Genomic DNA, 13,920 nt, shown 5'->3' with positions numbered 1-13,920 from the left:
GGGCCGCCGATCATGGAACTGTTAGGACATCTTGCGGACGGCTTTGCCACATCGCTGTCGCCGCTGAACCTGATGATCGTGATCCTTGGCGTCACCGCCGGGCTATTCATCGGGGCAATGCCGGGCCTTGGATCGGTCAATGGCGTGGCCATTGTGCTACCGCTGACATTCATTGTGCCGCCGTCCTCGGCGATTATCCTGCTTGCCGCGATTTATTATGGGGCGATGTACGGGGGCGCGATCAGTTCGATTCTTTTGGGCATACCGGGTGCGTCAACATCGGTCGCGACCACGTTTGACGGGCGACCGATGGCGCAACAGGGCAAAGCCGGGCTGGCCCTGATTGCCGCCGCAGTTGCGTCTTTTGTCGGTGGGACCGTATCGGTGGTCCTGTTTACGCTGTTTGCCGCGCCACTGGCCGATGTGGCGCTCGCCTTTGGACCGCCGGAGGAATTCGCGCTTGTGCTGCTGGCCTTTACGACCTTCGTTGGTCTGGGCGGCGATGACGTTCTGAAAACTATCATCATGATCTGCCTTGGGCTGATCCTGTCGACCGTGGGTCTTGACCTGATTTCCGGTCAGCCGCGCCTGATCTTTTTCGACCAGCCTGGATTTTATTCAGGCGTGAGTTTTCTGGTGCTTGCTATCGGGATCTACGGGGTGGGTGAGATCCTTTACACCATTGAGACGTCTAAATCGGCCCCAAGTGTCACACCGGCCAAACTGACCTTCAAAGAGCTCAAGCTGGGCATCCAGCAAATGAACAAGCTGTGGCGCACGATGAGCTTTGGGTCGATCATGGGGTTCTTTGTTGGCATGTTGCCAGCAGCGGGCGCCACACCGGCCGCGCTGATGGCCTATGGCTTGTCCAAGCTGATGTCGAAAAAGCCCGAGACCTTCGGCAAAGGCAATATCGAAGGGGTGGCCGCCCCGGAAACGGCCAACAACGCCGCCTCGACCGGGTCGCTTTTGCCGATGCTGACCTTGGGCATTCCAGGGTCGCCTACAACAGCGCTTTTGTTGGGCGGCATGGTGATGTGGGGGCTGGTGCCAGGGCCGATGCTGTTTATCGAACAACCCGTTTTTGTCTGGGGCCTGATCTCATCGCTTTATACGGCCAACCTTGCCGCCGTGCTGGTGAATCTGGCGCTGATCCCGGTCTTTGTTTGGGCGCTGCGGATGCCATTTACGGTGCTCTGTTCGATGGTGCTGATCCTGTGCATCGTGGGCGGCTATGCCCCCAGCCAGAAAATGCATGATGTCTGGCTGATCGTTGGCTTTGGCGCTGCCGGATACCTCCTGCGCAAGGCCGATTATCCGATGGCCCCATTGGTGCTCGCCGTTGTGCTGGGACCGCTGATGGAGAAAAGCTTTCGCCAGACGCTGATTTCCGAGCAGGGCAATGTGCTGGCATTTATCGAACGCCCGCTCTCTGCTAGCTTCATCGCGCTGAGCGTCGTTTTCTTCCTGTTACCGCTTCTGAAACATGTGCGCCGCTTGTTTCGGGGCAAGCGGGCCGAAGTCTGACCACAAGTTGAATATCGAATAACCAAGGACGAACCCATGTACACAACGATGAAAGAACTCTTGTCGGGTCACCCGGGCGATGCACCGGCGATCGGCGCACCGGGCAAAACATGGTTGAGCTACGACGCCTTACGGGGGCTGACCGATGAGGTGGCTGCGTCGCTTAATGGGATGGGCGTGGGCAAGGGGGATAGGGTGGCAATCGTTCTGCCCAACGGACCCGAAATGGCCACGGCCTTTGTGACCATCGCGCAGGTCGCCACGACAGCGCCCCTGAATCCGGCCTATCGCGAGGAGGAATATGATTTCTACCTCTCTGATCTGAAAGCCAAAGCGCTTGTCGTCATGGCGGATGATGATGGCCCGGCGGTGGCCGCCGCGCAAAAGGCAGGCATGGCGATTGTGCGGCTGTCTGTGCCGGAGGGTGCAACGGCAGGGTACTTCACGCTTTCCTCTGATGTGACGGGTGCTGCGGATGGCGGGGAACCGGCCTCTGATGACGTTGCCCTGATCCTGCACACATCCGGCACAACATCGCGCCCGAAGATCGTGCCGCTTTTGCAATCAAACATCGCGGCTTCTGCCGAACATATCCGCACCTCCCTTGAACTGACGGCTGCTGATCGCTGCATGAATGTCATGCCGCTGTTCCATATTCATGGACTGATTGCGGCGGTCACCGCATCGCTGGCTGCTGGTGCGTCGATCTGGTGCGCGCCGGGGTTCAACGCCCTGCAGTTTTTCACCTGGATGAAAGAGGCGCAGCCGACCTGGTATACAGCTGTGCCGACCATGCATCAGGCTATCCTGAGCCGGGCAGGGCGCAATGCCGATGTGATTGCGGAAACGCCGCTCCGCTTCCTTCGCTCATCCTCCGCCTCGTTGCCCGCGCAGGTGATGGTGGCCCTGAACGAAACCTTCAATGCGCCCGTGGTTGAGGCTTACGGCATGACGGAGGCAGCGCATCAGATGGCCTGCAACCCGCTGGCATCCGGCACCCAGAAACCTGGCGCGGTTGGCATCCCGGCGGGTCCGGCGATGCGGATCGCCCATGAAACCGAAAACAAGCTGATCGAGGGGACGGGCGAGGTTGTGATTTCCGGCCCCAATGTCACGCCCGGATACGAAGGTAACCCAGAGGCCAATGCCAAGAATTTCTTTGACGCGGATGGCGCACGCTGGTTCCGCACTGGTGATCAGGGGGCGTTTGATGACGAAGGATATCTGCATCTGACCGGCCGGTTGAAAGAGATCATCAACCGTGGCGGCGAAAAGATCAGCCCGTTGGAGGTGGATGGCGTATTGCTTGACCATCCCGATATTGCTCAGGTCGTCACCTTTGCGTTGCCGCATCCGAAGCTGGGGGAAGAGGTCGCGGCGGCGGTGGTTCTGAAAGAAGGGTCGGAGACGACCGATAAGGACATTCGTGCCTTTGCGGCGGACCGCATGGCGGATTTCAAAGTGCCACGCAAGGTGATCATCATGGATGAAATCCCCAAAGGTGCCACCGGCAAGATGCAACGGATCGGCCTGGCTGAAAAGCTGGGCCTGATCGAGAAAGCGTAAGTTATGAAAATCTGCATTTTCGGGGCAGGGGCCATTGGCGGCTATATGGGTGTCAAGCTCGCGCAGGCTGGGGCTGATGTCAGCCTTGTGGCACGAGGCCCGCATCTGGCGGCAATGAAAGAAAAGGGCCTGACCCTGATCGAGGAAGACAAGGATCCGGTGACCGTCCCGGTCACGGCCAGCGAAAACCCCGCCGATCTTGGCCCGCAGGATTACGTGATCGTCACGCTCAAGGCGCATTCGGTTCCGCCCGTTGTGGACAAGATGCAGCCGCTGATCGGCGATAACACAGCAATCGTCAGCGGTGTGAATGGCGTACCGTGGTGGTATTTCCACAAGATCGGCACAGATCTGGAAGGCACGCGACTGGAAACGGTTGATCCCGGTAACGCCCAATGGGACGGTTTTGGGCCGGATCGCGTGCTTGGCTGTGTGGTATACCCGGCCGCCGAGGTTTCAGAACCCGGCACCATCAAACATATCGAAGGCAACCGGTTTTCGCTTGGCGAACCCGATGGCAGTAAATCAGACAGGGCGATGGCCTTGTCAAAAGTGCTGTCCGCCGCAGGTCTGAAAGCGCCGGTGCGTCCGCGTTTACGTGACGAGATTTGGGTCAAGCTTTGGGGGAACCTGTCGTTTAACCCGATCTCGGCGCTGACGCATGCAACCCTTGATGTGCTTTGTACGGACCCTGGCACACGCGCCGTTGCGCGCGGCATGATGGTCGAGGCGCAAGAGATTGCCGAGAAACTGGGCGTGAAATTCCCCATTGATGTGGACCGCCGGATTGATGGCGGGGCCGCTGTGGGGGCGCACCGGACATCGATGCTGCAGGATCTGGATGCCGGGCGACCCATGGAAATCGACGCGCTTGTCGGATCGGTTCAGGAACTGGGGCGCGTGACCAATACACCAACACCGACAATCGACACTGTTCTTGCGCTGATCCAGTTGCGCGGCAAATCGGCAGGTCTTTACGGACGTTGAGTGAACGGAAGGGGCAAAGTTGTGGCCATCAAAAACATTCTTGTTGCATATAACGGCTTTCCCGGCTCCGAAGCCGCGCTGTCGGGGGCTGTCCAGATGCAGGCCCATTACGATGCCCATCTGACCGGGCTGTTTGCCCATGGCGGGTCAAAACTGTCGCAACAGATCCAGCCCTGGATGCCGCAAAAGGTCAAAGACGCGATCATGGAGGTCGAGGAGCAGTCAAACCAGAACATCAAGGAAAAGTTCGACGAGGCCAGCGCCCCGGTGCCCGCAGACAAGAGACACTGGATCGAAAGCGAGGGGCCGGTTCAGCGCACCATCGCAGCCTATGCGAGGCTTTACGATATCATTGCCTTGGGCATACACGAAACGACCCCGGAATACCGGCAATCTCACATCGAAATCTATCCTGACCGGATCGCGCTTGATAGCGGCCGGCCGGTGATCATCTTCCCATCGGGCAATGACAGCAAGGTGTCTGGTCGCCGCGTTGTGGTGGCATGGGATGGCGGGCGCGCGGCGGCCCGCGCATTGGCCGATGCAATGGGTATTCTGGCGGCGGATGATATGATTGAAATCGTTTCTGTAGGACGGGCGCCACTGGCCCGGTCACTGCCGGGGTTTGACGTGTGTAAAGTGTTGGAGCGTCACGGGTTTTCTGTGACCCTGACAGAACTACCACGCGGCCGCGATTCAGTGGCCGAGATATTGATCAACCATTGTGAGGCCGTTGCCGCAAACCTGCTGGTCATGGGGGCCTATGATCACTCGCCACTCCGTGAAGGGCTGATCGGCGGTGTGACGCAAGACATCGCCATCAAGACCCGGATCCCGGTCCTGATGAGCCACTAACGGCCCAGCACCAGTTCAGCCTTCAGCCCTCCCAGTTTTTCACTATCGCTGAGCCGCAGCACGCCCCCGTGGGTGCGCGCGATGTCCGAGACGATAGAAAGGCCAAGGCCTACGCCGCTGCCCTTGTCCTGATTGCGGGCCGGGTCCAGCCGCACAAAGGGGTTGATCGCCTCATCGCGCTTGTCCGCCGGGATGCCGGGCCCGTCGTCTTCGACGTAAAAGCGAACAGCCCTTTCCGTGACGCTGACCCCGACCTCAGCATGTGAGCCATAACGCAGGGCGTTGCTGACAAGGTTTTCCAAAGCACGGCGAATGGCCAGCGGTCGCAGGCCAACCTCTTCTCGTGGCCCTTCGATCACGCCGGCGCTTGCGTTTTGCCCCATCCGCTTGGCGTTCTCCAGCACGTCTTCGACCAACACCTGCGGAACGGTAGGCTCCATACTGTCACCTGCATCGCTACGGGCAAAATCCAGAAAGGCGCTGACCAGCCCTTGCATGTCGTCCACATCACGCAAGAGCGGCTCGACATCCTTGTCATCGAGCATCGATAATCCCAGTCGCAACCGGGTCAGCGGGGTGCGCAGATCATGGCTCACCCCTGACAACATGAGCGTGCGGCTTTGGGTCTGGCGTTCCAGCCTGTTGCGCATGTCCAGAAACGCCATGCCAGCTTCACGCACCTCAACGGCACCGGTGGGGTTGAACGGGACGACCCGGCCCTTGCCGTAATCCGCCGCCGCTGCGGCCATCCGTTTGATCGGGCGCAGTTGATTGCGCAGGAACACATAGGCAATTGCCGTCATCACCGCGCCCATCACCGCCATGATCACCAAAAGCTGATGCGGATTGGATGCGGACACCCGCCTGCGGCTAAACTCCATTTGCAGAATGCCATGGCGGGTCTCGACCCACATCCGCACGCGGCGCCGATCCTCCAGCGAAATAGCGATCACATTGGCCACGCCCTGACGGATCGATTCAATTACCATCTGCCCGGTCAGATCGATCCGCGGCTTGATATCGGCATCACCCGGTGTGGCAGGCAGTAGCGTCAGGATTTCAAGGGGTGCGTCCAGCCTGGAAATGGCTTCGCGCGCGCTTTGCAGATCAGGGGCGTCATTGACGCTGTCAATCAGGAAGCGCAGTTCAATATTGACGGCACTTGTCATCAGGCGAGTTACCCCGTCAAAGTGGCGCTGAATGAAAACCACAGAGACAAGCAATTGCAGCAGCAGAACCGGCAAGACCAGAATCAGCGCGGCCCGGCCATAAAGGCCGCGAGGCATGTAATTCTTGATCCAGCGAAACAACATGGCCGGAACCTATCGGCAGAATGCGCGAACGGAAAGCACGGATGAAAGACGCAGCGGCATCCTTTGCGCCTAGGGCGGGTGTGTCTTTCCGGCTTGCACCGGATCTGGCGCTCGTTCTGGCCCCGAACCCGTCACCGATGACCTATCTGGGCACGAACAGCTATATTCTGGGCAAGGACAAGCTGGCCATCATTGATCCGGGGCCTGATAATTCGGATCATCTGGCGGCGCTGCTGGCTGCCATCGCGGGTCGCCCGGTGAGCCACATATTGGTCACCCACACCCATCTTGATCATTCACCGCTGGCCCGCCCGTTGAGCGACGCTGTCGGCGCACCGGTTTATGCGTTCGGCAACAGCCGGGCAGGGCGCAGCGAGATCATGAGCCAGCTTGCCGCCGAAGGCCTGACCGGCGGGGGCGAAGGCATCGACCCCACCTTTGAACCAGATGCCATCCTGCGGAACGGTGACATGATTGATTTTCCGCAAAAGCCGATCACGGCACTGCATACACCGGGCCATATCGGCAATCATCTGTGTTTTTGCTGGGGGGATGTGATCTTTACCGGCGATCATATCATGGGCTGGTCCACATCGCTCGTGTCCCCACCAGACGGTGATCTGACGGATTTCATGCGCTCCTGTGATCGCCTGCAAAACATGCCCGCGAGAATCTATTACCCGGGTCACGGGGCGCCGGTGACCGATCCAAAGGCGCGGCTGGCGTGGCTGATTGCACATCGGCGCAACCGCGAGGCCCAGATTATCAAGGCGCTTGCTGACGGATCTGCGACCGTCAGCGCTTTGACAAAAGTAGTTTATACCGATGTGGCGCAGGGGTTGCTGCCCGCAGCCGAACGTAATGTTTTTGCACATCTCATCGACTTCGCAGGGCGCGGTATTGTCGTGGCGCGGCCCGCGCTTGGCGTGGCCGCCGAATTCACGATCTCGGACGCCGCAGCTAATGACCAGACTTAATCCAAAAACCTGTCGAAACCCACTGGACGCGGCCAAAACGCATTGCTATATGGCCCCGAGTGTTCCGACGTAGCTCAGCGGTAGAGCAGTTGACTGTTAATCAATTGGTCGTAGGTTCGATCCCTACCGTCGGAGCCAATTAACCCATTAAATCAATGTTTTGAGTTGTTCTCGAGCAACTCATGTGTGTGATTAGCAGGCCTGTAATAGGCACCCACTTCTGATTTGCTGGCTCAAAGACTTCCCATGAGTTTTGCGGGCCGATGTGCGGTTCAGCTGAGACAAGTTGCCCAACAAGACCACGATTGCGGCTGTCCTGACGTCTTCTAGGAAGAAGCACAAAAGCGGTGGCGTTCTCAACTTTCATATGGACGCGAAGGGAGGGCTTGGCCGGAACCGGCTGGCACAACCTCGCGCCAAAGGCCTTGAAGCTGTTCCGCAAAGCCATTGTCGATGAACCAGAAGCATTTGATGCCGCCTACAAGGCCCTGTCGAAGGTGGACCGCAGTTTCGGCGACAATAACAGACTAGTTTCCATTCCACGTGGTGTCGAGGCGCATGACACTGACAGGCATGCCGATGCAATTAAGCCAAAATCTCTGCTGTTGTAGGCGGACTTGCCTAAAGTCGCCTTTACTTCCGATGATGTGACCGATCGCGTGGAAAAGCTTTCACAAGATGCGATGCACTTTCTTGTCTGGGGTCGGGATATCTCGAAATGAGTAAACCGAAAGCCAGTGTTTGGAAAATAGCAACTCTCCTTCGGTTCCTGATCGCGCTTGGGCCGCTCGAGACTGACCTTTAGCTTCCCGGACCCTTGGTATTCACCAAAACTAATGTCCTTTCGCCGACGGAATTCACGCACACCTTTGCCGGAATTGCACTGAGTTTTTTTGTCGTTGCGGTAAGTGGTGAGGCTCTAACCGACTGGACAGGGGAGGAGAAGACTTTGTCCTTTGTCCTTATGCTCCTCGTCGTTGCCATGGGATTGGCGTTGTTTGGGCCGCGATTGAGAGTTTATTCTCAGTCACCATCGGTCTCGGCCTGTTCGTTCCCCCTCGACAGTGCTCGCTCTCGGTTTGCAAGAGATTAATGGTGGCCCAGCCCTCCGTCCTCGAGGCGCCGCAGATGGTTGTCGGTGTGGCGGCGACGCGCTTCTCCGTATCATTAGAACATCTGGATCGCTTAAGAGGGACAGACTTGCCATCGGTATCTTTGCAAAGCCAGCACTTTTTTGAGGGTTTGGTCGCGCATAGAGAATTAGCTATGGCCAAAGCAGAACGACCGCACCATGTGCATTGCCAAAATGAGTGCTCGTCAATGTTTGAGAGTGTAACGATGGATTTCGACGCCCACGGTGCCGTTCGAGTCAATATCCATATACCGATTTATAGGCATCATTTAGCCGCAAAGAAGTCATAGCTCATAAAGCGTGATGCTGCCTTCTTGATAAATCCCTGATCAAGTGTATCGTCCTTTGGTCAGACAATTCACGCAGGACTTAGATCACTGCGTGTAGGGACGAAGCACCGCTGCGGTGCAAAGGGAGGACTTATGAACAGATCGATTCTCGGCGCTCTTGCCGTATCCACATTGCTGTCGCCAGTTTCAGCAATAGCACAAACCGAAGTGCAATTCTGGCATGCCTTTACCGGTCGACTGGGCGAACTGGTCGCAGCACAGGTCGAGGAATTCAACGCCAGCCAAAGCGATTATGTTGTCGTGCAGAGCCACAAGGGCAACTACTCCGAAACGTTGAACTCCGGCATCGCAGCCTTTCGGGCAGGCGAACACCCCCACATCCTGATGGTGTTTGAGGTCGGAACAGCCACGATGATGTCGGCACAAGGTGCGACCCGCCCCGTGTATGAGGTGATGGCCCAAAGCGGTGCGACGTTTGATCCCGATGCCTATATTGGTTCGGTCAAAGGCTACTACACCACGACCGACGGCGAAATGCTGTCATTGCCGTTTAATTCCTCGACGCCTGTTTTGTGGGTGAACCGGGACGCATTTGAAGCGGCTGGCGTTGATCCAGACACAGACCTGTCAACATGGCAGAACGTTGGCGAAACCCTTGAAGCGTTGAAGGCAGGAGGATCCGAATGCCCGCTGGTGACCGCCTGGCAAAGCTGGATTCACCTTGAAAACTTTTCTGCCTATCATGACGTGCCATTTGCCAGTCAGGACAACGGCTTTGCCGGTCTTGACACAGAGCTTATGCTGAATGGCGAGGCGCAGGTGGCACACCTCACGGCCATGGGCGAATGGGCGCGAGACGGGAAATTCATCTATACCGGTCGTCGCAACGAAGGTGGTGCAAACTTCCGGTCTGGTGAATGTGCATTGTTCACCGAAAGCTCTGCTGGATATGCAGGGATCAAGGCCGAAGCCGAATTCGACTTTGACGTGCGCCCATTACCCTATTGGGAAGGCGTGGGAAACGGCCCGCAGAATACCATCATCGGTGGCGCATCGCTTTGGGTCATGGAAGGCCATGAAGAAGCAGAATACGCCGGTGTTGGCGAATTCCTGGCCTTCCTGTCGTCCAGTGATGTGCAGGCTCAATGGCATCAGGACACAGGCTATCTGCCCATCACTTCAGAGGCGGGTGAGGCAACACGTGCCGCCGGTTTCTATGAAGAAAATCCAGGCACCGATGTGGCCGTCATTCAGATGACCGCGAATGAGCCAACGGCGAATTCCAAAGGCCTGCGTCTTGGGTCATTTGATCAGATCCGCGGAATCATCGACGAAGAACTGGAATCGATCTGGGCAGGCGACAAGACCGCGCAGGAAGCGATGGACAGCGCAAAAGAACGCGGTGATGCGCTCTTGCGTCGGTTCGAAGCCGCGAACGGCTAAAGCAAAGTGGAGGCGGGCCAACTGGCCCGCCTTTATTGCCTAGGGTTCAGATGGAAAAACGGGTCAAATTTCGCGGGTGGCTATTGCCGGCTTTGCTGATTGCGCCGCAAGTCGTAATCTCGGCTGTCTTCTTTTTCTATCCGGCCGGACAAGCGATCTGGCAATCGCTGTTCATCCCCGATCCTTTCGGCCTTTCGATGCAATACGTGGGTTTAGGAAATTTCGAGTTCCTGCTTTCGGACAGTTTCTATCGCGCATCATTTGTGACAACAGCAATCTTTTCGATACTCGTCACACTGTGCTCAATGATCCCAGCACTCTTTCTGGCGGTCATCGCCGACCGGTTGATCAAAGGTTCTGGCGTTTATCGCACCTTGCTGATCTGGCCCTATGCTGTGGCGCCCGCGGTCGCAGGCGTGCTCTGGCTTTTTATGTTCAATACCCGCGTTGGCGTCGTATCGTGGTATCTGGGGCAGTTGGGATACGATTGGAACCACGTGCTGAACGGGGGCGAGGCGATGGGTTTGGTCGTCGTTGCATCCGCGTGGGGGCGGATCAGCTATAATTTCTTGTTCTTCTTCGCGGCTCTTCAAGCCGTCCCGAAATCCGTGATCGAAGCAGCCGCAATTGACGGCGCGCATTTCTGGCGGCGTTTTTGGACAATTGTGCTGCCGCTCTTGTCGCCGACGACCTTCTTCTTGCTGGTCGTCAATATCGTCTATTCCTTCTTTGAAACCTTCGGTGTGATCCACACGATCACCGCCGGTGGTCCGCAACAAACGACTACGATCCTTGTCTATAAGGTCTATTCCGATGGTTTTGTCAGCCAAGACCTTGGCTCATCCTCAGCGCAATCGGTGATCTTGCTGATCGTGGTCGGGCTGTTGACCGTACTGCAGTTCAAGTTCATCGAAAAGCGGGTGCATTACTGATGGCGCGTCAAGTTCACGGCATGGTTGAAAAGCGCGGATCAGGCCTGTGGCTGTCACATGTATTTATGATCCTGGGCGTGCTGGTTATCTTCTTTCCGATCTGGTTGGCCTTTGTCGCCTCGACCGTGACCCAAGCAGAAATCATCCGCCCGCCCATGCCGGTGTGGCCCGGTGACCAGCTTTGGACCAATTACAAGAACGCGCTGTTTTCAGGCATTAACGTGCCTGTCGGGACAATGCTCTTTAATAGCCTTGTCATGGCTATCGGGATTGCAGTGGGCAAGATCATCATCTCATTGCTGTCAGCCTTCGCAATCGTCTATTTCAAGTTCCCCGGTCGAAGCCTGTTCTTCTGGCTGATATTCCTGACGCTCATGCTGCCGGTCGAGGTGCGCATCGTGCCAACCTATGAAGTCGTGGCAGGCTTTGGGATGTTGAATTCCTACTCGGGCCTGATCTTTCCGCTGATTGCCTCGGCCACAGCAACCTTCCTGTTCCGCCAGTTCTTTCTGACGATCCCCGACGAACTGGCCGAGGCCGCCCGTGTGGATGGCGCGCGTCCTATGCGCTTCTTTTGGGACATTGTCGTTCCCATGAGCCGCACCAACATAGCGGCCCTTTTTGTGATCCTGTTCATTTACGGCTGGAACCAATACCTCTGGCCGCTTTTGATCACCACTGACCCTGAAATGAACACCATCGTGATGGGTATCAAACAGATGTTCCCAAGTGGCGATGACTTTGCCCACTGGCCCACAATCATGGCGACCTCAATCCTTGCGATGATCCCGCCTGTGATTGTCGTCGTCGGAATGCAACGGTTGTTCATACGCGGCCTTGTGGATAGCGAGAAATAGAAATGGCAACGGTTTCCCTGCAAGACATAAAGAAAAGCTTTGGCACCACTGATGTGATCCATGGCATCACGACCGATATAGCCGATGGCGAATTCATCGTGATTGTCGGGCCGTCCGGCTGTGGAAAGTCAACATTGCTGCGTATGGTCGCAGGGTTGGAAACGGTGACGGCCGGTGACGTTCTGATTGGCGGAGATCGCGCAAACGACAAGGAACCCATGGACCGGGATATCGCCATGGTGTTCCAGAACTACGCGCTTTATCCGCACATGTCAGTTCGTCAGAACATGGGATATGGACTGAAGATCGCTGGGCTACCCAAAGACCAAATCAACTCCAAAGTTCTGGACGCGGCCAAGTTGTTGCAACTCGAACCGCTGCTTGATCGAAAGCCAAGAGAACTGTCAGGCGGGCAGCGCCAGCGCGTTGCCATGGGACGTGCCATTGTCCGTGAACCGGCTGTGTTTCTGTTCGATGAGCCGCTATCGAACCTTGACGCAAAACTGCGCGTCCAGATGCGGCTTGAGATCAAAGAGCTTCAGTCAAAGCTGGGCATCACGGCGCTTTACGTGACACATGACCAGGTTGAGGCGATGACAATGGCCGACCGAATGATCGTGATGAACGGTGGCGTTGCCGAACAGATTGGCACCCCACTTGAAGTGTATGAGACACCACGCACGCTTTTTGCCGCGCAGTTCATCGGCAGTCCTGCGATGAACATTCTGGATGCGCAGATAAAGGATGGCTGGGTGATGTTGGGTGAGCAACGCATCGTCGAGGTCGGTGGGTCTGATGGCCCTGTCAAATTTGGGATCCGCCCCGAACATTTAATAGCCGAAGAAGCCGGAGCCATTCGCGTTAATGCCAAATTGGCCGAACCACTTGGCGCAAATACGCTGCTTCACTGTGAACTTATCGATACAAACGAAGGTTTCACAGCCAGCCTACCGGGTGTTCATGTCTTGAATGGCGCGGACTCTGCCATGCGGTTTTCGATCCAACCCGCCAAATCACATTTGTTTGATATTGACACCGGCTTGCGTTGCAAAAGCTAGCAGGTTTCCAGTGCAATCTGTTCACAAACGTCCGCTTTTGAGAATCCCCAGTGTAGCATTTGGCGTTATGACTAACGTCAGCTAAGATCTGCATTTGTAGCGCCATCATTTTTGTTGGTTCGGTGACACGAATTTCTTCATCGAATCACGGCGTGATCCCTGTCAGAGGCACTTCAACCTCTGAGCGAGGTGCAGCATGACCTACTCCGCTGAAATGTCCGGTGTTTAACCGTTCGTAAACGGGGCGAACGCAAGCGCGCATTAGATAAAGAGTACCAATAGCGATCCCACTGGAGCCGAACCAAGGCTGAATCTTGGACTTTGTGTCTGACAGCTTATCCTGCAGTCGCCGGTTCCGGATCCTGAACGTCATCGACGACTTCATCCGGGAATGCTTGGCCTCCGTGGTCGACACATCCCTGTCAGGCGAACGCGTGGCCCGCGAACTGGATCGCATCGCCGAAATGCAAGGGCACCCTTGCCTGGTGTTTTTGGACAACGGGGCCGAATTGACCTCAAATGCGATCTTGAAGTGGCAACAATACGCAAGATCGACTCGCATTATATTGCATCCGGCAGATCGATGCAGAACGGTTTTGTGTAAAGCTTCAACGGGAGTATGCGGGATGTGTATCTGAATGAGAACCTGTCCTACCGCCTGCGTCATGCCCGCATTCTGGTCACAGCGTGGCGCAAGCCCTCAACCACCACCGCCCCCCCCCACACACAAGCCTCGCTGGCCGAACGCCCGCAAAATATGCTAACCGGTCAAAGAAAGATTAAATCCCGAATGGGTCTATGGTCCCGGTCAGTACAGTTTCAGGGATTTCCCGCGCGCCGGCTTGCCGTTGACCGTGATGTCGTTGGTTTTGCTGATGGTTCTGGTTTCCGTTTTCTGGCCGCTCGAGGTATCGGTGTAGTTGGCCAAGGCTATGGCAACCCGCGTGCCGTGTCGTGGTTGACATGCCTCAACACGCGATATG

Annotated in this window: 11 protein-coding genes, 1 tRNA gene and 1 pseudogene; 12 read left to right on the top strand and 1 reads right to left on the bottom strand. The window is 56.7% G+C overall.

Annotated features, from left to right (window positions below; translation table 11 throughout):
* Positions 1–12: 12 nt before the first annotated feature.
* The 4 genes from ACFWW4_RS07685 to ACFWW4_RS07670 are packed head-to-tail and all read left to right on the top strand — an operon-like array spanning position 13 to position 4,935.
* The gene (locus tag ACFWW4_RS07685) at positions 13–1,527 is read left to right on the top strand and encodes a tripartite tricarboxylate transporter permease (RefSeq protein ID WP_411890307.1); all 1,515 of its coding nucleotides are present in this window, start codon (positions 13–15) and stop codon (positions 1,525–1,527) included.
* Positions 1,528–1,563: 36 nt separating this feature from the next.
* The gene (locus ACFWW4_RS07680; RefSeq protein WP_411890306.1) at positions 1,564–3,093 is read left to right on the top strand and encodes an acyl--CoA ligase; all 1,530 of its coding nucleotides are present in this window, start codon (positions 1,564–1,566) and stop codon (positions 3,091–3,093) included.
* 3 nt (positions 3,094–3,096) lie between these two features.
* The gene (locus ACFWW4_RS07675; protein ID WP_411890305.1) at positions 3,097–4,080 is read left to right on the top strand and encodes a 2-dehydropantoate 2-reductase; all 984 of its coding nucleotides are present in this window, start codon (positions 3,097–3,099) and stop codon (positions 4,078–4,080) included.
* Positions 4,081–4,101: 21 nt separating this feature from the next.
* Positions 4,102–4,935 carry a universal stress protein gene (locus ACFWW4_RS07670; protein WP_411890304.1) on the top strand — a complete coding sequence of 278 codons (834 nt, stop codon included), beginning with the start codon at positions 4,102–4,104 and terminating at the stop codon, positions 4,933–4,935.
* Here ACFWW4_RS07670 and ACFWW4_RS07665 read toward each other — a convergent pair.
* Positions 4,932–6,248, bottom strand: coding sequence for an ATP-binding protein (locus ACFWW4_RS07665; RefSeq protein ID WP_393928823.1), 1,317 nt, complete (start codon positions 6,246–6,248; stop codon positions 4,932–4,934). The genes ACFWW4_RS07670 and ACFWW4_RS07665 overlap by 4 nt on opposite strands.
* Positions 6,249–6,289: 41 nt before the next feature.
* Between ACFWW4_RS07665 and ACFWW4_RS07660 the strand changes: the two genes are divergently transcribed.
* The 8 genes and pseudogenes from ACFWW4_RS07660 to ACFWW4_RS07625 all read left to right on the top strand — a co-directional run.
* Positions 6,290–7,225 (top strand): MBL fold metallo-hydrolase, encoded by a 936-nt coding sequence (locus tag ACFWW4_RS07660; protein ID WP_411890303.1) that lies wholly within the window; start codon positions 6,290–6,292, stop codon positions 7,223–7,225.
* Positions 7,226–7,288: 63 nt separating this feature from the next.
* Positions 7,289–7,363 (top strand) — tRNA-Asn (locus tag ACFWW4_RS07655).
* Positions 7,364–7,611: 248 nt separating this feature from the next.
* Entirely contained in the window at positions 7,612–7,836 is a 225-nt protein-coding gene (locus tag ACFWW4_RS07650) for a DUF2461 family protein (RefSeq protein WP_411890302.1), read from the top strand.
* Positions 7,837–8,779: 943 nt separating this feature from the next.
* Positions 8,780–10,090, top strand: coding sequence for a sn-glycerol-3-phosphate ABC transporter substrate-binding protein UgpB (ugpB, locus tag ACFWW4_RS07645; protein ID WP_411890301.1), 1,311 nt, complete (start codon positions 8,780–8,782; stop codon positions 10,088–10,090).
* Positions 10,091–10,140: 50 nt separating this feature from the next.
* Positions 10,141–11,022, top strand: coding sequence for a sn-glycerol-3-phosphate ABC transporter permease UgpA (gene ugpA / locus ACFWW4_RS07640; protein ID WP_411890300.1), 882 nt, complete (start codon positions 10,141–10,143; stop codon positions 11,020–11,022).
* A 20-nt stretch (positions 11,023–11,042) separates the two neighbouring features.
* Positions 11,043–11,879 carry a sn-glycerol-3-phosphate ABC transporter permease UgpE gene (ugpE, locus tag ACFWW4_RS07635; RefSeq protein ID WP_411890528.1) on the top strand — a complete coding sequence of 279 codons (837 nt, stop codon included), beginning with the start codon at positions 11,043–11,045 and terminating at the stop codon, positions 11,877–11,879.
* 2 nt (positions 11,880–11,881) lie between these two features.
* Complete coding sequence (locus tag ACFWW4_RS07630) at positions 11,882–12,937, top strand: ABC transporter ATP-binding protein (RefSeq protein WP_411890299.1); 1,056 nt, start codon at positions 11,882–11,884, stop codon at positions 12,935–12,937.
* Positions 12,938–13,162: 225 nt separating this feature from the next.
* Positions 13,163–13,720 (top strand): annotated as a pseudogene (locus tag ACFWW4_RS07625) (integrase core domain-containing protein); the annotation flags it as partial.
* Between the last annotated feature and the right edge of the window lie 200 nt (positions 13,721–13,920).

The organism is Yoonia sp. SDW83-1 (assembly GCF_046762885.1).
Taxonomy (GTDB): domain Bacteria; phylum Pseudomonadota; class Alphaproteobacteria; order Rhodobacterales; family Rhodobacteraceae; genus Yoonia.
Note: the sequence above shows the minus strand (reverse complement) of the source record. Positions and strands in the feature narration are given on the sequence as shown.

Bases quoted from the DNA above. Each gene is read 5' to 3' on its own strand.
- ACFWW4_RS07685 (WP_411890307.1), top strand. From the start codon at position 13: ATGGAACTGTTAGGACATCTTGCGGACGGCTTTGCCACATCGCTGTCG.
- ACFWW4_RS07680 (WP_411890306.1), top strand. From the start codon at position 1,564: ATGTACACAACGATGAAAGAACTCTTGTCGGGTCACCCGGGCGATGCA.
- ACFWW4_RS07675 (WP_411890305.1), top strand. From the start codon at position 3,097: ATGAAAATCTGCATTTTCGGGGCAGGGGCCATTGGCGGCTATATGGGT.
- ACFWW4_RS07665 (WP_393928823.1), bottom strand. From the start codon at position 6,248: ATGTTGTTTCGCTGGATCAAGAATTACATGCCTCGCGGCCTTTATGGC.
- ACFWW4_RS07660 (WP_411890303.1), top strand. From the start codon at position 6,290: ATGAAAGACGCAGCGGCATCCTTTGCGCCTAGGGCGGGTGTGTCTTTC.
- ugpB (WP_411890301.1), top strand. From the start codon at position 8,780: ATGAACAGATCGATTCTCGGCGCTCTTGCCGTATCCACATTGCTGTCG.
- ugpA (WP_411890300.1), top strand. From the start codon at position 10,141: ATGGAAAAACGGGTCAAATTTCGCGGGTGGCTATTGCCGGCTTTGCTG.
- ugpE (WP_411890528.1), top strand. From the start codon at position 11,043: ATGGTTGAAAAGCGCGGATCAGGCCTGTGGCTGTCACATGTATTTATG.
- ACFWW4_RS07630 (WP_411890299.1), top strand. From the start codon at position 11,882: ATGGCAACGGTTTCCCTGCAAGACATAAAGAAAAGCTTTGGCACCACT.